This window comes from Thermomonas sp., assembly GCF_047606765.1.
GTDB lineage: Bacteria > Pseudomonadota > Gammaproteobacteria > Xanthomonadales > Xanthomonadaceae > Thermomonas.
Genome location: NZ_JASGED010000095.1, coordinates 25,745 through 47,300, shown reverse-complemented (window position 1 = coordinate 47,300; position 21,556 = coordinate 25,745). Strand labels below are relative to the sequence as shown.

13 protein-coding genes are annotated in these 21,556 nt (G+C 65.2%); 5 read left to right on the top strand and 8 right to left on the bottom strand.

Features of this window, described 5'->3' with window-relative positions; translation table 11 throughout:
• The 5 genes from QM612_RS09300 to QM612_RS09280 form a co-directional block, all read left to right on the top strand.
• On the top strand, window positions 1-1,031 hold a 1,031-nt coding region (locus tag QM612_RS09300), incomplete at its 5' end, for a hypothetical protein (protein WP_415253615.1).
• A gap of 31 nt (window positions 1,032-1,062) precedes the next feature.
• Entirely contained in the window at window positions 1,063-2,154 is a 1,092-nt protein-coding gene (gene dinB, locus QM612_RS09295; protein WP_415253614.1) for a DNA polymerase IV, read from the top strand.
• A gap of 80 nt (window positions 2,155-2,234) precedes the next feature.
• Window positions 2,235-3,518 carry an MFS transporter gene (locus QM612_RS09290; protein WP_415253613.1) on the top strand — a complete coding sequence of 428 codons (1,284 nt, stop codon included), beginning with the start codon at window positions 2,235-2,237 and terminating at the stop codon, window positions 3,516-3,518.
• A 59-nt stretch (window positions 3,519-3,577) separates the two neighbouring features.
• Window positions 3,578-3,706 (top strand): hypothetical protein, encoded by a 129-nt coding sequence (locus tag QM612_RS09285; protein ID WP_415253612.1) that lies wholly within the window; start codon window positions 3,578-3,580, stop codon window positions 3,704-3,706.
• Complete coding sequence (locus tag QM612_RS09280) at window positions 3,703-6,051, top strand: Tex family protein (protein ID WP_415253611.1); 2,349 nt, start codon at window positions 3,703-3,705, stop codon at window positions 6,049-6,051. The genes QM612_RS09285 and QM612_RS09280 overlap by 4 nt, the downstream gene beginning before the upstream one ends.
• Window positions 6,052-6,072: 21 nt before the next feature.
• On the opposite strand, the gene QM612_RS09275 is transcribed toward QM612_RS09280, so the two are convergent.
• From QM612_RS09275 to QM612_RS09240, 8 genes are read right to left on the bottom strand one after another with little or no spacing between them, the layout of a single operon-like run.
• Window positions 6,073-7,635 carry a sodium/sugar symporter gene (locus QM612_RS09275; protein ID WP_415253610.1) on the bottom strand — a complete coding sequence of 521 codons (1,563 nt, stop codon included), beginning with the start codon at window positions 7,633-7,635 and terminating at the stop codon, window positions 6,073-6,075.
• Window positions 7,636-7,686: 51 nt separating this feature from the next.
• Complete coding sequence (locus QM612_RS09270) at window positions 7,687-10,269, bottom strand: glycoside hydrolase family 3 protein (protein ID WP_415253609.1); 2,583 nt, start codon at window positions 10,267-10,269, stop codon at window positions 7,687-7,689.
• Window positions 10,266-11,699: a sugar porter family MFS transporter gene (locus QM612_RS09265; RefSeq protein ID WP_415253608.1), complete on the bottom strand. Its 1,434-nt coding sequence runs from the start codon at window positions 11,697-11,699 to the stop codon at window positions 10,266-10,268. Before QM612_RS09265 ends, QM612_RS09270 begins: the two co-directional genes overlap by 4 nt.
• Before the next feature lie 33 nt (window positions 11,700-11,732).
• On the bottom strand, window positions 11,733-13,067 hold the full coding sequence (xylA, locus tag QM612_RS09260; RefSeq protein WP_415253607.1) for a xylose isomerase: 1,335 nt from the start codon (window positions 13,065-13,067) through the stop codon (window positions 11,733-11,735).
• Between the two features lie 34 nt (window positions 13,068-13,101).
• Complete coding sequence (gene xylB / locus QM612_RS09255) at window positions 13,102-14,592, bottom strand: xylulokinase (protein WP_415253606.1); 1,491 nt, start codon at window positions 14,590-14,592, stop codon at window positions 13,102-13,104.
• A gap of 25 nt (window positions 14,593-14,617) precedes the next feature.
• The gene (locus tag QM612_RS09250) at window positions 14,618-17,041 is read right to left on the bottom strand and encodes a glycosyl hydrolase family 95 catalytic domain-containing protein (protein ID WP_415253605.1); all 2,424 of its coding nucleotides are present in this window, start codon (window positions 17,039-17,041) and stop codon (window positions 14,618-14,620) included.
• A gap of 7 nt (window positions 17,042-17,048) precedes the next feature.
• Window positions 17,049-19,895, bottom strand: a complete 2,847-nt coding sequence (locus tag QM612_RS09245; RefSeq protein ID WP_415253604.1) for a TIM-barrel domain-containing protein — start codon at window positions 19,893-19,895, stop codon at window positions 17,049-17,051.
• Between the two features lie 11 nt (window positions 19,896-19,906).
• Window positions 19,907-21,550, bottom strand: a complete 1,644-nt coding sequence (locus QM612_RS09240; protein WP_415253603.1) for a DUF5597 domain-containing protein — start codon at window positions 21,548-21,550, stop codon at window positions 19,907-19,909.
• Window positions 21,551-21,556: the final 6 nt, after the last annotated feature.

The window sequence follows — 21,556 nt, the reverse complement described above, 5'->3', positions numbered from 1 at the left end:
GGATCGCGCTGATCGGCATCCATGCGGTGTATCCGGATGGCGTGCGCATGCACAGGATGAAGATGGGGCCGATCCAGTCCAGCGTGGAGCGTGGCCGCGACAACAGCATCAAGACCGCCATCAAGCGTGCCGACAGCCGGGCCAGCGTGACCTTCGCCATCGGGGTGATGATCGCCACGCTGTTCGTCGTGGTTGGTGTCATCTTTTGCGGAAGCATGCTGGCATTGAACCTGCTGGCCTCGCTGCTCGGCATCGAGTTCAAGCCGCTGGAACTGTTTGCTGTGTTGTTCGTGCTGGCCATCCTTCCGTTCCTGACGGCCATCGTCATCGATCGCACGTACGGTACCAGGCTACAGCCGGGTAGCCGGGTGCATCGGATGGTCGAATCGGTGTTCAGATGGTCAGCTCGCGTTGGCATGGGCATCAACAGCAACGCCATCATGTCCGTGCTGACGACCAACGACGACAAGCAGCGGATGCTGACGCTCACTTACGGCATCATGTTCCTGTCACTGTGCGGGGTCGGCGCGTCGTTCGCGCTGATCCAGAAACCGGACGTGATCGGCAACTACGGCCTGTTCCCGGACAACGACAATGCCCGCATCATGCCGGCGCATTACGACGACCAACGCAATCCCGCACGCGACGGCAATACCCCCTACGTGCAGGGCATGGTGGTCACCGGCCCGTACCTGAGGCTGGTGGTACCGTACAACCCGCGTCGCAACAATCCCGCAATGCGCACCTGCAAGACACCCGCCCCCACGCTGGAAGCAAAGCACGCCGACGCCCTGCTGGCCTGTGTTGGCGCACTGCATGCGGTAACGCTGGATGGCAAACCGCAGACAGGCATCCGTTACGAAATCTCCAGCGATGCCCGTACCGACCGCCCGGCCCTGCTGGCGATGATCGACGTGCGTGCCCTGCCGCCCGGCCGGCATGAACTGCACGTCGCCCGCCCGCCGGTGGAAAGCCACAAATGGAAGGACAGCCCCGACCCCGGCTTTGATCGCATCGTGTTCTGGCGCTGAAACCACGCCACCTGCGGCATAAAATCGCCGCGTGAGCAGCGCCCGGCAACGCAAGATCATCCACGTGGACATGGATGCGTTCTACGCATCGGTGGAACAGCGCGACGATCCCGCGCTGCGCGGCAGGCCTGTCGTCGTTGCATGGCGCGGCACGCGCTCGGTGGTGTGCGCGGCCAGTTATGAAGCCCGCAAGTTCGGCGTGCGTTCGGCGATGCCGGCGGTACGCGCGGAGCGGCTCTGCCCCGATGCCGTCTTCGTACCGCCGGATTTCAGCCGCTACAAGGCGGTGTCGAAGCAGGTACATGCGATCTTCGCGCGGCACACCGACCTGATCGAACCGCTGTCGCTGGACGAAGCGTATCTGGACGTGACCACGCCGAAGATCGACCTCGGCAGCGCCACCGCGATTGCATGCCACATCCGCAATGCGATCCGTGAAGAAACGCAACTCACTGCCTCTGCCGGCATCGCGCCCAACAAGTTCCTCGCCAAGATCGCCAGCGACTGGAACAAACCCAACGGGCAGTTCGTGGTCAAGCCGCACATGGTCGATGCCTTCCTCGCGCCGCTGCCAGTGGGTCGCCTGCCGGGCGTGGGCAAGGTGATGGAAGCCAGGCTCGCCGAACTTGGCATCGCCACCTGCGCCGACCTGCGCGCATTCGACGCCGATGCACTCGAAGCGCGCTTCGGGCGCTGGGGTCGCCGCCTGCATGAATTGTCATTCGGCATCGACAACCGCGACGTGCAAACCGAACGCCCCACCCTGCAGATTTCCAGCGAGGACACCTTCGCCACCGATCTTCCGCTGGACGCACTGGAGCCGCATATCCGCCGCATCGCCACCGGCACCTGGGCCGGCTATCTGCGCGAACGCACGCAGCACCCGGAGCGCATCGCCCGCACCGTGGTACTGAAGCTGAAAACCGCCGACTTCCGCATCCTCACCCGCAGCCTGACCGGCCCGGAGCCGCCCACCAGCGAGATCGCACTGGCCAATATCGCCTGCAAGCTGCGCGAGCGCGTGAACCTGCCCGCAAGCACCTTGTACCGGCTGGTTGGCATCGGCCTGTCCGGCTTTGCCGAACCGGATGGCAGCGCGGTACAGGACGATTTGTTCTTGTAGATGCGGAGCTTGCTCCGCATGCCTTTCTGCCGAGCAAGCTCGGCATCTACAAAGCCCCCAACTTCGCATACGCTTGCACCATGACCACGACCCAACCCACCACCGGCCTGTCACGGCAGCAGACCAAGACCCTCGCACTGGCCTCGCTCGGCGGCGCGCTGGAGTTCTACGACTTCGTGGTGTTCGTGTTCTTCGCGACCACGATGGGGCGGCTGTTCTTCCCCGCCGACATGCCGCAGTGGCTGACGCTGGTGCAGACCTTCGGCATCTTCGCCGCCGGCTATCTGGCAAGGCCGCTGGGCGGCATCGTGATGGCGCACTTCGGCGACATGTCCGGGCGCAAGCGCATGTTCATGCTCAGCATCCTGCTGATGGCCATCCCCACGCTGCTGATGGGCCTGCTGCCCACCTATGCGCAGATCGGCGTGGCCGCGCCGTTGTTGCTGTTGCTACTGCGGATCATGCAGGGCGCGGCGATTGGCGGTGAAGCGCCGGGCGCGTGGGTGTTCGTCAGCGAGCATGTCTCCCCGCGTCATCGCAATCTTGCCTGTGGTTCGCTGTCGCTGGGGCTGCTGGGCGGCATCCTGCTGGGTTCGCTGGTGGCACGCGCGGTGAATGCCGCCTTCGACGAGACGCAGTTGCTGGCATGGGGCTGGCGCATGCCGTTCGTGCTTGGCGGCGTGTTTGGCCTGCTTGCGATGGTGCTGCGCCGGCAATTGCACGAAACGCCGGTGTTCGCGGAAATGCAGCAGCGCCGTGCGCTGTCTGCGGAGTTGCCGCTGAAGGCGGTGGTGCGCGACCACGCAGGTGCCGTGGTGCTGGGCATGCTGCTGACCTGGCTGCTCACCGCTGCCGTGGTGGTGACCATCTTGATGATGCCGACCTTCCTGCAAGGCATGGGCGTGAGCCGCGATGCCGCGCTGGCCGGCAATGCGTTGGCCGTGCTTGCGGCGATGGCGGCAAATCTGATTGCCGGCACGCTGGCCGACCGCTACGGCGCAGGCCGCGTGCTGGCACTGTGGAGCCTGCTGCTGGGCGTTGCGTTCTGGTGGTTCTATCGCGAAGCGCAGGCCAGCGCGTATTCGCAATGGCATTACGCCATCGCCGGTAGTGCCGTGGGCGTGACCGCGATGATCCCGGCCATCGCGCTGGGTGGCTTTCCCGCGCCAGTGCGCTTTTCCGGGCTGTCGTTCTCGTACAACGTGGCCTATGCCATCGCCGGTGGCCTGACGCCAGTCCTGCTCAGCCTTGCGATGAAGGACAACCCGGCAGCGCCGATGCATTACATCGTCGCCATGGCGGCACTCGGCGTGGCGCTGGGGTTGTATGTGGAGTGGCGCGAGAAACGCGAGGTATCCGCGTAATCCCTTCCGTCATTCCGGCGCAAGCCGGAATCCAGCCTTTGCTGGTTGAATTTGCTTCGATGACTGGAAACAAAAAACTGGATTCCGGCTTGCGCCGGAATGACGAGGATTTTTGTCAAGCTGTTGCAGCAGCGATGCGCCAGCCACAATTGCAGTTCCCGTTTCCGCAATTGACTGCATCCGCATGACCGAGCTGTCCCCCGCCCTTGCCCGCAAGATCGCTTCCACCATCGCCGAGGAAATCGGCGCGCAGACCGCGCAGGTGCAAGCCGCCGTCGGCCTGCTGGACGAAGGCGCAACCGTCCCCTTCATCGCCCGCTACCGCAAGGAAGTGACCGGCGGGCTGGACGACACCCAGCTTCGCAACCTGGAAACGCGCCTGACCTACCTGCGCGAGATGGAAGAACGCCGCGCGGCGATCCTTGCCAGCATCGAGGAACAAGGCAAGCTGACCCATGAGCTGCGCGCCGAGATCATTGCCGCCGACAGCAAGTCACGCCTCGAAGACCTGTACCTGCCCTACAAGCCCAAGCGCCGCACCCGCGCGCAGATCGCGCGCGAGGCCGGGCTGGAGCCGCTGGCCGATGGCCTGCTTGCAGATCCCACGCGCGTACCGGAGGAGTTCGCCACCGGCTTCGTCGATGCCGACAAGGGGGTCGCCGATGCCAAGGCTGCACTGGAAGGCGCGCGCGCCATCCTGATCGAACGCTGGGGCGAAGATGCGGCCTTGCTCGGTGAACTGCGGCAGTGGCTGGCAAGCGAGGGGCTGATCCGCTCGAAGGTTGTCGAAGGCAAGGAAGCCGCAGGCGAGAAGTTCCGCGACTACTTCGACCACGCCGAACCGCTGGCGAAGATTCCCTCACACCGCATGCTGGCGCTGCTGCGCGGGCGGCGCGAGGAGTTCCTGCAACTGGAACTCGATCCCGGTGCAGATGCCGAAGCCGGTCATCTTTATGCCGAAGGCCGCATCGCCCTGCACGCCGGCATCGAGGCACGCGGGCGCGCAAGCGATGCATGGCTGCGCAACGCGGTGCGGCTTGCATGGCGCGCGAAGATCCATCTGCACCTGCTGCTCGACCTGTTCAATCAGGCACGCGAAAAGGCCGAAGGCGAAGCCATCGCCGTGTTCGGCGACAACCTGAAAGACTTGCTGCTGGCCGCACCCGCCGGCCCAAAGGCGGTGCTGGGCCTCGACCCCGGCCTGCGCACCGGCGTGAAGGTGGCGGTGGTCGATGCCACCGGCAAGCTGGTCGCCACCGACACCATCTATCCGCATGAACCGCGCAAGCAGTGGGACCAATCACTGGCCGCACTGAAGACGCTGTGCCTCGCGCATGGCGTGCAGCTCATCGCCATCGGCAACGGCACCGCCAGCCGCGAAACCGACAAACTGGCCGGCGACCTGCTCAAGCTTGTACCTGAATTGAAGATGCAGAAGATCGTGGTCAGCGAGGCTGGCGCGTCGGTCTATTCGGCATCGGAGCTGGCGGCGAAGGAGTTCCCGAACCTCGATGTGTCATTGCGCGGTGCGGTGTCCATCGCGCGCCGCCTGCAAGACCCGCTGGCCGAGCTGGTGAAGATCGAACCCAAGGCCATTGGCGTGGGCCAATACCAGCACGATGTCGATCAATACCGCCTTGCCCGCGCGCTGGACGCGAAGGTGGAGGACTGCGTGAACGCGGTTGGCGTGGACGTGAACACCGCTTCCGGCGCACTGCTGGCGCGCGTGTCCGGCCTGTCTGCGACGGTCGCCGACAACATCGTGCAGTATCGCGACCAGCACGGCGCATTCCCCTCGCGCAAGGCGCTGCTGAAGGTGCCGCGCCTGGGCGACAAGACCTTCGAGCAGTGCGCCGGCTTCCTGCGCATCAATGACGGCGAACAGCCGCTGGATGCCTCGTCCGTGCATCCGGAAGCCTATCCCGTTGTCGAACGCATCCTTGCCGCCGGCGGAAAACAGGTGAAGCAGATCATCGGCGATACCACCTTCCTGCGTTCGCTGAAACCTTCGCAATTCACCGACGAGCGCTTCGGCGAACCCACGGTGCGCGACATCCTGAAAGAGCTGGAAAAGCCGGGCCGCGACCCGCGCCCGGAGTTCAAGGCCGCGCAGTTCGCCGACGGCGTGGAAGACATCAGGGACCTGCGCCCCGGCATGGTGCTGGAAGGCGTGGTCAGCAACGTGGCCGCGTTCGGCGCGTTCGTGGACATCGGCGTGCATCAGGACGGCCTGATCCACATCTCCGCACTGTCCGACCGCTACGTGAAAGACCCGCGCGAGGTGGTGAAGGCCGGCGACATCGTCAAGGTGAAGGTGCTTGAAATCGATGTGCCGCGCAAGCGCATCGCGCTGACCCGGCGCATGGACGATCCCGTCGGCCAGGCGCGCAGTGATGCCAGGCGCGACGAGCGCCCTGCCCGCCGCGACAACAACAACGCACCGCGCGGGCCGCACCCGGCAGCGCAACCGCCACGGAATGCACCGTTCAACAGTGCCATGGCGGATGCGCTGCAAGGCTTGAAGCGCAGCTGAGGCTGCGCCGCAGGCATCAGCTCACCAGAACAGCGTGTAAAGCGCGACCAGGATGGCCAGCACCGCCACTGCACCGATGTTGAACGTGGCATTGGTGCGGTAATTCACGTCACGAATGTGGATGGTGTCCTTTTCCGGCGCATGCCGGGTCAGCAGCGACACCACCACGGCCAGTGCCAGCGCCAGCAGGAACACCAGCCCCACGCGATCGATGAACGGTAGCGTCGGCCACGCCAGCTTCAGCACGATGGACAGCAGGAACGAGCCGATGGCAGCGGCCAGTGCGCCGGCTTCGTTGGCGCGCTTCCAGAACAGGCCCAGCATGAAGATCACCACGATACCCGGGGTGAAGAAGCCGGTGTATTCCTGGATGTACTGGAATGCCTGATCGAAACTGCCCAGCAGCGGCTTGGCGGCAAGGATGCCCAGCACCACCGCAACCACGGCGGCGATGCGGCCCACGCGCACCAGTTCGGCCTGCGCCGGCTGTCGCTTGCCCTTGGCGTAGAAATCGAGGGTGAAGATGGTTGCCACCGAATTGATCTTGGACGCCAGCGACGCCACGATCGCCGCCACCAGTGCCGCAAACACAAGGCCCAGGATGCCGGTCGGCAGCAGCCGCATCATCGTGGGATAGGCCTGGTCGGGCTTGTCCAGACCCGGCGCAAGCATCACCGCCGCGATGCCCGGCAGCACCACGATCACCGGCATCAGCAGCTTGAGGAAGGCGGCAAACAACACGCCCTTCTGGGCTTCGCCAATGTCCTTCGCCGCCAGCGCGCGCTGGATGATGTACTGGTTGAAACCCCAGTAGCTGATGTTCATGATCCACATGCCGCCAATCAGCACGCTGATGCCGGGCAGATCCTTGTAGAACGGGTTGTCCTTGCTCAGGATCATCTCGAAGTGGCCGGGCTGCGCGTCCCACAGCTTGTGGAAGCCGGCGACGATGCCCGCGCCATCGCCCAGCTGGCTCAGCGTCAGGCCGGCGACCAGCAGCCCGCCCAGCACCAGCAGCGAGACCTGCACGATGTCGGTCAGCGCGACCGCCTTCAGGCCACCATACAATTGGTAGAGCAGTGCGAACACGCCGATCAGCACCACCGCCAGCATCTGGTCCATGCCGCTGACCTGGTTCACGGCAATCGCGCCCAGCCACAGGATCGAGGTGACGTTGACGAACACGTACAAGCCAAGCCAGAACACCGCCATCAACGTGCGGATGCGGGTGCCGTAACGCTGTTCCAGGAACTGCGGCATGGTGTAGATGCCATTGCGCAGGAACACCGGCAGGAACCATTTGCCGACGATCAGCAGCGTCGCCGCCGCCATCCACTCATACGATGCAATCGCAAGGCCGATCGCATAGCCGGAACCGGACATGCCGATGATCTGCTCGGCGGAAATGTTCGCCGCGATCAACGATGCACCAATGGCCCACCACGGCAGCGACTTGCCGGCAAGGAAATAATCCTTCGCATCCTTGGCGTGCCCGCCCTTCTCGCGCGATACCCATTGCGCCAGTACGAAGATGCCGGCCAGATAGGCCAGCACGATTGCGATATCAAGTGACGACAAGCCCACGGCTGTTCCCCATCGTTGTGATTGACGTGATGTTGCAGATACCCGGCCCGGTCAGGTGACCGGGCACTCCACCCTGACCACCTTCGCATCGGCCGCGCCCAGTGCAATGCGCGATACCGACACGTCCAGCGCTGCGGCGCTTTCCAGCACCGCGATCTTGTGCAGTTTGCCAAGATCAGCGCCTGCCGCGGCAAAACACTTCAATGGCACGCCCAGCGTGTTCCATTCGCCTTGCGGCAATGCGCGCAGCGCCGCGTGCAGGTCAACTCGCGCGGCGCAGCCATTGCCGCACGTCACCCCCAGCCACAGCGGCGCGGTTGCGTTGCCATTGCGGCGCAGGGTCAGTTGCAGTTGCAGGTCGCCATTGCTTTCGCGCACAAGGTCAAGCGGCGTTGCCGACAGCAGGCTGGCCGTGGCAGGCGCCGTGCCCGACCATTGCAGGCGGCGCGCGTCTTCCTGCGCCAGGTGATCGACCGCACTGATCTTCAGGCTGCCATCGGACAGCATGGCCGGCACCGTGGTCGCCGGCATGTCCGGCTGCGCGGCGCTGGAAAGCTGCAACGCCAGCCCCAGTGACGGACGCCCCTTCGCGAAATACACGCCACTGGCCGCTTGTTCGGCGGACACGCCCGAGGCTTCCGGCAAGGGCGCAAGCGCGCCATCGACGGCATAGCTCAGGCCGTAGCCGAACTTGAACAACGCATCGTTCCCGCGCTTGCCGGCGGCGGCATCCAGCGCCGTGCGCGGCCACGAGTACGCCAGCTTGCCCTTGAAATCATGGGCGATGCCGCCATCCGGCTTGCGCAACAGCACGTCGGCCACGCCTGCCCCTTCGGAGCCCGGCAACCATGCGGCGACGAAGGCATCGGCGGCGTTGATCTCGCGGTTCAGCCACAACGGCCTGCCACTGATGAACACCGCCACCACCGGAATGCCATCGGACTTCAAGCGCTTGATGAGTTCAAGGTCGGTGTCGTTGCCGGGCTTGTACAGCAGATTGGGAATGTCGCCCTGGAACTCGGCATAGGGATCTTCGCCGAACACCACCACCGCCACATCGGGTTTCCTGCGGTACTTGCCGTCCACCGCCAGTTCGGCACTGCCGCCGCCGGCCTTGAGCGCACGCTCGAACCCCTGCCAGATGGTATCGGCATTGGGGAAATCCGCGCGCGTGGTGCCGGTGCCCTGCCAGCTCAATGTCCAGCCACCGGCCTGCTTGCCGATGTTGTCGGCACCATCGCCGGCCAGCAGCACATGCTGCTGCGTGCGCAGCGGCAACAAGCCATTGTTGTTCTTCAGCAGCACCAGCGATTCACGCACCGCCTGCCGCGCCACCGCGCGATGCTCCGGCGCACCCAGCAGCTTGAAGTTGCCACCCAGCGCGCGTTGCGAGGGCTTCGGCTTCTCGAACAGCCCCATGCGCAACTTCACCCGCAGCACGCGCCGCACGGCATCGTCCAGCCGTGCTTGCGGCAAGGTGCCGTCCTTCGCATGCTGCAAGGTGCTTTCGTACAGGCCTTTCCAGCTGTCCGGGGCCATCGCCATGTCCAGGCCCGCATCGAAGGTGGCGACGCAATCGGTGGTGCTGCAACCAGGGAGCTGGGCATGGCCGTTCCAGTCGCCCACCACAAAACCGTCGAACTGCATCCTGCCCTTGAGCACATCGGTCAGCAGTGGCTTGTGGCCGTGCATCTTGTTGCCGTGGAAGCTGTTGAACGAGGCCATCACCGACTGCGCACCGGCGCGCAGTGCAGTGACATAGCCGGCGGCATGCACGTCACGCAACTGCGCCTCGCTGGTCTGCGTATCCCCTTGGTCCTTGCCTCCGGTGGTGCCGCCATCGCCAACGAAATGCTTGACCGATGCCATCACATGGCGGTCATCGAGGAAGTCCGGTGCGCCGGCCTTGCCCTGCAGTCCTTCGACCATGGCGGCCGCGAATTGCGCGACCACCTGCGGGTTCTCCGAATAGCCTTCGTAGGCACGGCCCCAGCGCAGGTCCTGCGGCACCGCCACCGTCGGCGCGAACGCCCATTCCATGCCGGTGGCGCGCGTTTCCGCTGCGGTGATCTCGCCGATGCGGCGCAACAGTTCCGGGTTGCGGGTCGCACCCAGACCGGCGTTGTGCGGGAACAGGGTCGCGCCGACCACGTTGCTCTGGCCGTGCATGGCGTCGATGCCGAACAGGATCGGGATGGCCTTGCCGCCATCGCGCGTGTCCATCGACGCTTCCCAGAACGCATCGGCCAGGGCCAGCCAATCGGCCGGCGCGGCGTTGTACTTGCCACCGGGATCGGAACTGCCGCCGGCCAGGATCGAGCCCAGCCGGTACTTGCGCACGTCATCCGGAGTCACGCTGGCGATGTCACCCTGCACGATCTGGCCGACCTTTTCCTCCACCGTCATCGTCGCCAGCAATGCGTCGATGCGTTTTTCCAGCGCAGGATCGACCGGCAACGGCGCTTGCACGGAAGGCCATTGCGCGGGATGGATGCTGCCGTCAGCGGCGGCATCGACAGCCGGCGCATCCGCAATCGGGGCGTTCTTCCCTGCACCGCCACAACCGGCAACGGCAATGACGAGGGATGCGGTCAGCACCGCGCGCCTGAACGATCTGCTGTACATGCCGCTCATCCTTCCATCTGCTCCAGTTCCTTGCCCTTGGTCTCATGGACGTACTTCACCACGAAGAACACCGAGATGATCGCCGACGCCAGATAGATGCCGTAAGTCGCCGCAAGCCCGATGCCGGCCAGCAACATCGGGAAGGTCACGGTGATGGCGAAGTTGGAAGTCCATTGCGCCGCACCCGCCACCGCAAGGCCGGAGCCACGGATCTGGTTGGGGAACATCTCGCCCAGCATCACCCACATCACCGGCCCCCACGACACGTTGAAGAAGATCACGTAGAGATTGGCAGCCACCAGCGCCAGCGTGCCCATGCCACCCGGCAACTGCAGGTGTCCATCGACCAGCGAGCCGCTTGAGAACGCCCACACCAGCAACGCCAGCGTCACCGACATGCCGAGCGAGCCGATCCACAGCAGCGGCTTGCGGCCAATCCTGTCGATCAGCAGCACGGTGATGATGCAGGCACCGATGCTGAGCGCACCGGACAGCACGTTGATGAGCAGCGCATCGCTCTCGGAGAAACCCACCGCCTGCCACAGCACCGCGCCGTAGTAGAAGACCACGTTGATGCCGACCAACTGCTGGAAGGTGGCAAGACCGATCCCGAGCCAGACGATGGGGCGCACCTTGCCGGTGGCCTTGTTGATGAGGTCGGACAATTGCGGGCGATGATGGTCAGCCGACAGCGAGGCGTCGATCTCGACCAGCTTGGACTGCGCTTCTGCGGTGCCGTACAGCTTGGTCAGCACCTTCAGCGCATCGTCCTTGCGCTTCTTCACCACCAGGTAGCGCGGGCTTTCCGGGATGAACAGCAGCAGCAGCAGGAACAGCACGGACGGAATCGCCATCATCCAGAACATCCAGCGCCAGGCTGGCTGGCCGGCCCACAACACCTCGGTGGATGCGCCTGCCGTCTTGGCCAGCAGATAGTTGCTGAGGAAGGCGCAGAACAGGCCACTGATGATCGCGATCTGCTGCACCGTGGCCAGCCTGCCGCGATAACGCGCGGAGGCGACTTCGGCGATGTAGGCCGGCGACATCACGCTGGCCGCGCCCACCGCAAAACCGCCGATCACGCGCGCCAGCACGAACATGGTCGAGGTCGTCGCCGCGCCCGCGCCCAGCGCCGAGACGAGGAACAGCAGCGCGGCGATCAGCAGCACGCTGCGGCGACCGTACAGGTCGGCCAGGCGACCGGCAAAGAACGCGCCGATGGCACAGCCCAGCAGCATCGAAGCGACCTCGAAACCAAGCCCCGCCTTGGTCGAACCGAAGGCTTGCTGCAATCCGTCAACGGTGCCGTTGATGACGCCGCTGTCGAAGCCGAACAGGAAACCGCCGATGGTGGCAACGCAACTGATGAGGATGATGAAGCCGGTGTTTTCACCGGTGTGATCGCCGCCCTGCGCGGCACCTGCCTTGATGGTGGACATGTCGTTCCCTCCCAGGAAGCTGATGGGCCGCGTTCAGCGCAGCAGATATTGATTGAGCAGATTTTCGTAGCGTTCCTGCTTGCCGCTGGTCTGCCGTGGCTCGCCGTTGCTCGCGGCAAGGCCGGCCAGTTCCGCCAGCCCCAGCTTGCCGGCGGCGAAATCCTTGCCTGCGCCCGCGTCGAAACTTGCGTAACGCTGGCTGCGCCACTGCTCCCACGGCGAGTCATTGAGCAGGCTGTACGCCACTTCCAGCCCGCGCGCGAAGGCATCCATGCCGCCGATGTGGGCGATGAACAGATCCTCCATGTCGGTGGATTCGCGGCGTGGCTTGGCATCGAAGTTCAGGCCACCGACCAGCCCACCCTGGCGCAGCACCACCAGCATCGCGCCAACGGTGTCGTACAGGTCGGTCGGGAACTGGTCGGTATCCCAGCCGTTCTGCGCATTGCCGCGATTGGCATCGATGCTGCCCAGCAGGCCATGGTCGCTGGCAACCTGCAAATCATGCTCGAAGGTGTGGCCGGACAGCGTGGCGTGGTTGGCCTCGATGTTCAGCATGAAATCGTCCTGCAAGCCGTGCGCATTGAGGAAGCCGGCGACGGTGGCGCTGTCGAAATCGTACTGGTGCTTCATCGGCTCCATCGGCTTGGGTTCGATGAAGAACTTGCCGGTGAAGCCGATGCTGCGTGCGTAATCGCGCGCCGCGGTAAGGAAGCGGGCGAAGTGCGCCAGTTCGCGCTTCATGTCGGTGTTGTGCAGGCAGGCATAGCCTTCGCGCCCGCCCCAGAACACGTAATGCTCGCCACCCAGCTCCACCGTGGCTTCCAGCGCCGCCTTGACCTGCACGGCAGCACGCGCGACCACGTTGAAATCCGGATTGGTGGCCGCGCCATTCATGTAACGCGGGTGCGAGAACAGGTTGGCCGTGCCCCACAGCAGTTTCACGCCGGTGGCCTGCTGGCGCTGCTTCGCCAGTGCGACCATGTGCTTGAGGTTCTTTTCATAGGTGGCGATGTCGTCGGCATCCGGTGCGATGTCAACGTCATGGAAGCAGTAGTACGGCACGCCGAGCTTGGTGAAGAACTCGAACGCCGCATCCACCTTGGCTTCCGCCGTCGCCATCGGCGTGCCCTTTTCCCACGGGAAACGGCGCGTGCCGGGGCCGAACGGATCCGCGCCTGCATTGCAGAAGGTATGCCAGTAGCAAACCGCGAAGCGCAGGTGCTCGCGCATGCTCTTGCCGCCGATCAGCCTGTTGGCGTCATAGACCTTGAACGCCAGCGGGTTGTCCGAATCGCGGCCCTCGAACGGGATGCGCCCGATGCCGGGGAAATATTCGCTGTTGCCGATGAAATACTGGCTACTCATGTTGGCGTTCCTGCCTGTTCGTTTTGGGAAAAAATCAACCGCGATACAAGGGTGCAACCGCGCCCAGATGGCGCAGGTAACGTTGATATGCCTGCGCGTAGGCCGCCGCACGCGAAGGATCGGGCCTGGTGGCCTGCGCTGGATGCATGGTCACGTGCCTGCGCACCACGTCGGCAATGGACGCGGCATCGCCCTTGCTGCGCATCAGCGCCCACCGCGCCTGCAAGGCGGCACCGAATGCCGCGCCTTCGGCCTGCTCCGGCACGTCCACCGGCAGACCAAAGATGTCGGCAATCATCTGCCGCCACGCCGCGCTGCCACCACCGCCGCCGGTCAGCACGATGCGCTCGAAGCGCATGCCGGCAGCGACGAAGGCATCGAACCCGTACTTCAGCGCAAAGCTCGCGCCTTCCATTGCTGCGCGATAAAAGTGCGATGCCGTCATGTTGTGCATGTCCAGCCCGGCAACGACACCCTTGCCCAGCGGCAGGTTGGGCGTGCGCTCGCCGTTGAGGAATGGCAGCAGGGTCAGGCCGTCTGCACCCGGCGCGGTGGCGTTGACGTGCGCATCGCCATCACGGCTGCTGAAACCGAACAGCTTCGCGACCTGTTCCGTCACCACCGTGCAGTTCATCGTGCAGATCAAGGGCAGCCAGCCGCCGGTGGACGAACAGAATGCCGCCCACGCGCCATCGGCATCGATCACCGGCACATCGGAATACGCGAACAGCGTGCCGGACGTGCCCAGGCTCATCGCCAGCCGGCCCGGCTCGACGCAACCGGTGCCGATGGCGGCCATCATGTTGTCACCACCGCCCACCGCCACCTTCACCGTTGCCGGCAAGCCCAGCAACGCGGCCGCTGGCGCATGCAGGTCAAACAAGGCATCCGGCGCGGCAATCGGCGGCAGGCAGGCCGACAGGTCGCGGTCGGGATCGGTGGCATGCAGCATCGCCTGCGACCATGTGCGCGTGCGCACGTCCAGCCAGCCGGTGCCGGACGCATCGCCCCACTCGCAGAAGCGCTGCCCGGTCAGCACGAAGTTCAGGTAATCGTGCGGCAGCAGGATCGTGGCCAGGCGTGCATACACATCGGCGCGATGCGTGCGCGTCCACGGCAGTTTCGATGCGGTATAGCCGGCCAGGACGGGATTGCCGGCCAGTTCGATGCAGCGCGCCGCGCCGCCCACGGCATCCATGATCTGCGTGCATTCACGGGAGGTGCTGGTGTCGCACCACAGCTTGGCTGGCGCCAGCACGTTGCCGCCTGCATCCAGCGGAACAAAGCCGTGCTGCTGCCCGGACACCGCCAGTGCGGCGATGCGTGCGCGCAGTTGCGGATCGATGCGGGCAAAACAGGCCTGCATTGCCGCCACCCACGCAGCGGGATCCTGTTCGCGGCTGCCGTCGTCACTACAATGCAGGGCAAGCGCTTCGCTGGCCGTCGCCACGATGCCGCGCTCCGCGTCATGCACCACCACTTTCAGGCTTTGCGTGCCCGCGTCGATGCCAGCTACGAGTGTCATGCCGGGCGTGCTCCTGTGTCCATGTTCATGCCGCCACCAGCGCATTGCCGCGCAAGCGTGCGGTGAGTGATGCACCTGCGGCCAGTTCCACGTCCAGCGTGCGCCCTGCATGCGCCAATTGATAGTGCCCGCCACGATCGGAATGCAGGCTGGCCCACTGCAGCTTGCCGGCCTGCCATTGCATGTCCACCCGCGCCGCGCCGCGCACGCGCAGCCCGCGCACGCTGCCGTCGGGCCAGGCGCTGGGCAAGGCCGGCAGCAGGAAGATGCTGCCGCCCCAGCTTTGCAGCAGCATTTCGGTGATGCCGGCGGTGCCGCCGAAATTGCCGTCGATCTGGAACGGCGGATGCGCATCGAACAGATTGGGATAGGTGCGTGCGGGGCTGAGCAGTTTTTGCAGCACGCGATGCGCGCGCTCGCCATCGCCCAGCCGCGCCCACAGGTTCAAGCGCCAGCCAATCCCCCAGCCGGTGGCTTCATCGCCACGGATGTCCAGCGAGCGCTTCGCGGCTGCGGCCAGTTGCGGCGTATCACGCACGTTGATCTGGCTGGAGGGATGCAGTGCGTACAGGTGCGAGAGGTGGCGATGCTGCAGTTCCGGCGCGTCCATGTCCCAGTCCTGCTGCCATTCCTGCAACTGCCCGGCATGGCCGATCCGGTGTGGCGGCAGGCGCTCGCGCAGCGTCGCCAACCTGGCCGACAGTGCCGCATCCACGCCCAGCATGCCGGCAATGGCGATGCTGCGGTCGAACAGGTCACGCAGGATCTGCGCGTCCATCGACGGGCCGGCGCACAACGCCGCACCGAAAGGATGCATGTTTTCCGGCGAGATCGATGGCGCGGTGACCATCGCCCCGGTGCCCGGGTCCTCCACCAGTGTGGCGGCGAAGAACTCGGCGGCACCCTTGAACAGCGGCCAGATCGCGTGCAGGTAGCCCGGTTCGCGGCCGTAATCCCAGCGATCCCACAGGTGTTGCAGCAGCCACGCGCCGCCGGTCGGCCACATGCCCCACTTCGCGCCATCAACTGGTGCGGTGCGCCGCCACAGGTCGGTGTTGTGATGCACCACCCAGCCCGGCGCGCCATACATGCGCCGCGCGGTCTCCACCCCCGTCCGCGACAGGTCTTCGATCATCGCCTGCAGGGGCTGAACGCATTCGCCCAGCGCATTGGCCTCGGCCGGCCAGTAGTTCATCTGGGTGTTGATGTTGATGGTGTACTTGCTTTCCCACGGCGGCGAAAGCAGGTCGTTCCAGATGCCTTGCAGGTTGGCAGGCTGGGTGCCGGGCCGCGAGCAGCAGATCAGCAGGTAGCGACCGAACTGGTGGTACAGCGCCGCCAGCGCCGGGTCACCACCTTCGGCGAAACGCGCCACGCGCGCATCGGTGGGCAACGCGGCGATGGCCTCCGGGGCATGGCCCAGGTCAAGCTGCACGCGGTGGAACAGGCGCTGGTGTTCGGCCACGTGCGCGGCCAGCAGCTCGGCCCACGGCTTGTGCGCGGCGGCGGCAAGCTGCCGGCGGGTGATTGCTTCAGGATCGCCATCGACATGCGCGTGATCGACAAAGCTGGTGGCGGCGGTCAGCAGCAGCAGGACTTCGTCGGCCTCGCGCACCTCGATGCGCCCGCCCACGCGGCGCGTGCTGCCGCCGTTTGCCAGCACGCGCAGGCGCAGGGCAAACCGCAGGCGACCGTCCACGCCATGCGCACTGCCATTGCGCCCGCGCAGCAGCAGGCCATCGTCGCCATCGGCATCCACCGTGGCTTCCACATGGTCGCTGTTCAAACCGATGCGCACGCCGATGCGGCCGGGCTGGTCGCCGGTCAGGCGCACGGCGATGCATTGATCGACGGGGGAAACCAGCACCTCGCGCCGGTGCTGCATGCCGCGCGCCTCGAAGCTGCTTGTTGCCAGCGCGCGATCCAGATCCAGCTCACGCCGGTAGCCATTGGTTTCGGCAATTTCCAGAAAATCCAGTTGCAGTTCGCCAAGCGGCTGGTACTGCATCTGCTTGATCGGCTGGCCCATCATCTTCGCGTCGGCCAATGCCTCGGCTTCGGCATAGCGGCCTGCGAACAACAGCCGGCGCACTTCAGGCAGCGCAGCCAGCGCCTCCTTCGGCGTTGGATCGTAAGGGCCACCGGCGTACAGCGTGTCCTCGTTGAGTTGCAGGCGTTCGTAGCGGCCACCACCCCAGACCATCGCGCCCAGACGGCCATTGCCCAGCGGCAAGGCTTCGACCCATTGCGTGGCCGGGCGCGAATACCACAGCCGCATGGGCGATGCGGAAGGCGCGGCAGCTGTCATCGCGGCAGCGCCCGTTCGGGCCGCACCAGTGCGGGCCGCGGCCAGTTTGCCAGCGGGCTGCGCCTTCGCAGCGCCGCCCGCACCGGCAACGACCAGCGCCGCTGCCGTCGATTTCAGCAAATCACGCCGCCCCAGCTTCATCGCCGGCTCAACGCTTCTTCTTCACGACCAGGGCGCGACCGTCGTATTCCACGCTGGCATCGGCCTGCGGCTCGAGCGTGCCTGCGTCCGCGCGCGGGCCATCGATCCAGCGCACGCGAATCTGGCGCTTCTCGACCATGCCGGGGTAACGGCCTTCGCGCGCGCCGATGCGCAGTGCCCCGGCCTTGTCGTCCCATGTCAGCGGGATGCGGCTGAACTCACCGCGTTCGTAGCCGTAGTTGCGGCCATCGTCCTCGTACAACGAGAACGTGCCGTCAGCGCCGGTATAGACCTCGATGGTCAGCGGCGCATCCGGCGTCTGGTCAACGTATTGCTGCACCACCGTGCGCGGCACGATGGCACCGGCGCGCACGAACAGCGGCATCCGCTGCAGCGGCGCGGCGGCATCCAGGGTTTGCCCGCCGGCATGGCGCTGGCCGGTCTGGAAGTCGTACCAGTCGCTGCCCGCCGGCAGGTACACCGGGCGCGAGGTCGCCTTGTAGGTCGTGACCGGCGCCACCAGGAAGGCCGGGCCGAACAGGTATTCATCGGCGATGTCGCGCGCCTGTGCATCGTTCGGGAAATCCATCGCCAGCGTGCGCAGGATGGTGCCATCCCGATGCCAGGTATCGCCGGCCAGCGTGTAGATGTACGGCAGCAGCGAATAACGCAGCTTCAGGTAATGCACGAAGCTGTCATGGTGCGGCGTGCCTTCCGGCGCGATCTCCCAGATCTCGCGATACGGGAACTGTCCATGCAGGCGGAACACCGGCACGAATGCGCCGAACTGGAACCAGCGCAGATTGAGCTCACGCCATTCCGGGACATGCGCCGGGTCCTGGCTGATGTAGCGGTTTTCCGGCGCAAACCCGCCGATGTCGAAACTGACATTGGGAATGCCGGCCATCGAGGCATTCACCAGGCCACCCACCTGCTGCGCCATGTTCTGCCAGGTCGGCACGATGTCGCCGCTCCAGAACGCCGCCGCGTTGCGCTGCATGCCGGCAAACGCCGCACGCGACAGGATGAACACGCGCTTGTCCGGGTCCTGCTCGCGCGAACCGCGATACACGCCCGAGGTGTGCGCCAGCGGATAGGAATTGAAGTACTCGGCGGACGGCCCCAGCGAGGTCGGCGTGGTGCGCGCCTTGCGCTCATCGATGTCGATGCTGTCCTGCTGGTCGGGCTCGCTGGCATCCAGCCACCAGGCATCGATGCCCTTGCTGTTGAGCTTGGCATTGACCTGCCGCCAGAAGATGTCCTGCGCATCCTTCGAATACGGATCGTAGAAGCTGTTGACGTAGCCTTCGCCGATCCAGTCGCGGATGCCAAGCTGCACCGGCCGCTGGTAGATGTGCCCGGCCTTGTCCAGCTCCTTGTAGTGCTCGGTGGTCGGGTAGAACTTCGGCCACACCGAAATCATGATCTGCGCATGCTGGTCGTGGACGTGCCGGATCATGCCTTCCGCATCCGGGAAGAATTTCGTGTCGAAGTCGTGCGAGCCCCACGCATTCTCCGGCCAGTAGCTCCAGTCCAGCACGATGGCGTCGATCGGCAGCTTGCGCCGGCGATATTCGTCGAGCACGCCGGTCAGTTCGGCCTGCGTCTTGTAGCGCTCGCGGCTTTGCCAGAAGCCGTAGCTCCATTTCGGCAACAAGGTCGCCTTGCCGGTCAGCCGGCGATAACCGGCCAGCACGCCATCGCCATTGCCGCCGGCCACCACGTAGTAATCGATCATCTGCCCGGCTTCGGACCAGATCGACAGATCCTGCGCCTCATCGGCAGGCAACGGGTCGCGGTGCAGCAGCGCCAGATAGGCCGGGTCGATGGTGTTCCATTCCAGCTTCACGGCGTGTTTTTCGCCGGCCTTCATCTCAAGCGCGAACTCGTGGTGCCATGCGTTCCAGTTCTGCCGCCACGTGTCCTTGACCAGCTTGCCGTCGATCCACAGCTTCGCGTATTCGCTGTTGAACAGCGAAAACGTGTGCGTGCCCGTGGTTCTGGCCGCGATGCTGCCCTCCCACGTCACCAGGCTGCGGCCACCTTGCTTCTTGTTGATCGCCTTCTTCGGGAAACGTTCGTAATCGCTGCGGAACTGGTAGTTCACCTGCGCTTCGCGACGGCGCAACTTCTGCTTGCCATTGATGCTGTAGGTGGCGGTCAGCGCACCGGGCTTGCCATCGGCATCGAACAATTCCAGCGTTTCCGGAAGCGGGCGCAGGCCGCGCGGATCGCCGTAGCGGGTGATCGCATTGTTGTCCCACAGGATGCCGTAGCCCTTGCTGGAAGCCAGATACGGGATTGGCTTATCGATGTTGTGCTGGAGCAGCTCGACATCACGGCCCTTCAGGTTCATCCAGTCGTTCTGGTGCAGCCCGGTGCCGTACAGGCCTTCGTCCGCGTTCGGCTCGAAGCGCTGGCGCAGGCTCAGGTAGGGTTTGCCCTCGATGGTGACCGGGGTGAAAACGCGCCCGTCGCTGCGTTCGCTCAACAGCGGCTTGCCCGCCGCATCGAAAAAGCGCACCTGGCCGTTGTCCAGCGCGATCCGCGCGGAGATGCCCGCCGTCTTCACGGTGACGCCATCTGCATCCTGCTGCACGCTGAAAGCCGGCGTGTTGCCAGCGCCGGGAACGCGCATCAGGCTGGCGCTGCGCTGGAAATCACCGTCCGGGTCTGCACTGACGCGCACGATGCGCTCATCGACCACCTGCACGCGCACGACTGCGGCACCCGGCCGCGCCGGATGCACCACAACGCCATCGGCCTGCTTTTCCACGTGTTGCGCCAGCGCCGGCTGCACCAGCAAGCCTGCGGCCAGAAGGCCCGTCCATCGCATCATTCGCATCGTCTTCATGCCTCTTTCCATCAGTAGGTCGCCAGCTTGACCCGCAGCAACTGCGGGACGCCGGAGAAGTTGAGCCCGTAGTCGGTCTGGTCGCCATTCCAGCGGCGGCGGAATTGCCACTGCCCGTTGGCGTCGTACGTGCCTTCGTCAACGAAGTCGTAGATCTGCCGCGCGGCGATGGCCGGATCGGCAGCCTCGATGTTGATCCGCGCATGCGCCCCGGTCACCAGGAACTCATCCGGCCCCAGTTGCACCACCAGCGCGCGGCCCACCGGTTCCGGGTTGCCCGGCGGCTCGCCCTGGAACCAGAACTGCGGCACACCGTAGGTCACCACCATGTTCCAGCGCTCGTCAATCTGCAGCCTCTGCACCGGCTGGCCGGGCTGCTCCGCAGTACCGCGCACCTTGCCATCAAGACTGGCCTGCGCGATCACGCGCATGGCCGGCCGCACGATGGCGTAGTTCAGCGCGAACGGTTCCAGCGCGTGCCTGTCCACATGCTTCGCGCCCAGCGGCCAGTTGGAGTAATGCGAATAATCCATGCCGAACGGCGACCAGCCGATGGCCTGCTGCCCCAGCGCGGAAAAGAAATAGCGCGCGTATTCGGCACTGTTGCCGGTTTCGGCGACGAACAGCGGATTGTCCGCGCGCGCATAACGCGCCAGCACCGTGGTGTAGTGCGTGTATTCGGGCATGTAGATGTCCGGTGCCAGCAGGTCGATATGCGGCGCGGCCACCTTGTAGATATCCAGCACGTTGTCGGTCGGCCCGCCACTGGCGTACTGGCCCGGCTGGCCGGGGTTGAACGGCCCGCGCAACGCAGCATTGATGTACATCGGCAGCGGGTATTCGGTCTTGCCCGCCTTGGCCACCTGGTCGATGTAATGCGCGATGTGCCAGGCGTGGAAGAACTCGTCGGCATCGTTGCCAAAGACCTCCCGCCATGTGCCCGCCTGCCTGCCCAGCTTGTCCAGCAGGGCCTGCGGCACCGGCCCCTCGAACACCTTCTGCGCCAGCGGCGAGAAATCGCGCACGCTGCCGTAGGTGCCCGGCTCGTTCTGTGGCTGCACCATGATGACGGTGCGCTGCGGGTCATTGGCCTTCAGGTGCCGCATCAACTGCACAAATGCCTTGCGATCCGCATCCAGCGTGGCCTGCGCATGCGGCGACAGCGAATTGAGCGTGCGCCCGTCGGCAGTGACCACGCGCGGGAAACGCGCATTGTCCAGCTTGACCCAGGCCGGCGCGTAGTTGGGGCCGTTGTTCTTCCAGCTGGCGAACCACAGCAGCACCAGCCGCACGTCATGTTCGCGCGCCTGCTTGAGCAAGGCATCGACGAAGGAGAAATCGAACCGGCCTTCCACCGCCTCGACCTGTTCCCACGCCACCGGCACCATCACCGTGTTCGGCTTGAGCGCGTCGATGGCCGGCCATACCGCATCCAGCGCCTGCGGCCAGTTGCTCGAATTGTTGACCTGTGCGCCCAGGATCAGGAACGGCTTGCCATCAACCAGCAGCGCATGGCGACCGTCCTTGCTGACGATCTGCGGCATGGGCGCTTCCTGCGCGGGCGCTGACGATGCCGATGCCGGCACATCACCGGAAGGCCTGCACGCCACCAGCAACAAGCCCAGCAGCAACCCGAACCAAGCCCTGCCTGTCATTGCCAT

Excerpts from the sequence above, each read along its gene's own strand:
- xylA (WP_415253607.1), bottom strand. The coding sequence starts at position 13,067 with ATGAGTAGCCAGTATTTCATCGGCAACAGCGAATATTTCCCCGGCATC.
- QM612_RS09240 (WP_415253603.1), bottom strand. The coding sequence starts at position 21,550 with ATGACAGGCAGGGCTTGGTTCGGGTTGCTGCTGGGCTTGTTGCTGGTG.
- QM612_RS09285 (WP_415253612.1), top strand. The coding sequence starts at position 3,578 with ATGACTGGAAACAAAAAACTGGATTCCGGCTTGCGCCGGAATGACGAG.
- xylB (WP_415253606.1), bottom strand. The coding sequence starts at position 14,592 with ATGACACTCGTAGCTGGCATCGACGCGGGCACGCAAAGCCTGAAAGTG.
- QM612_RS09290 (WP_415253613.1), top strand. The coding sequence starts at position 2,235 with ATGACCACGACCCAACCCACCACCGGCCTGTCACGGCAGCAGACCAAG.
- QM612_RS09280 (WP_415253611.1), top strand. The coding sequence starts at position 3,703 with ATGACCGAGCTGTCCCCCGCCCTTGCCCGCAAGATCGCTTCCACCATC.
- QM612_RS09250 (WP_415253605.1), bottom strand. The coding sequence starts at position 17,041 with ATGAAGCTGGGGCGGCGTGATTTGCTGAAATCGACGGCAGCGGCGCTG.
- QM612_RS09265 (WP_415253608.1), bottom strand. The coding sequence starts at position 11,699 with ATGTCCACCATCAAGGCAGGTGCCGCGCAGGGCGGCGATCACACCGGT.
- QM612_RS09270 (WP_415253609.1), bottom strand. The coding sequence starts at position 10,269 with ATGAGCGGCATGTACAGCAGATCGTTCAGGCGCGCGGTGCTGACCGCA.
- QM612_RS09245 (WP_415253604.1), bottom strand. The coding sequence starts at position 19,895 with ATGAAGACGATGCGAATGATGCGATGGACGGGCCTTCTGGCCGCAGGC.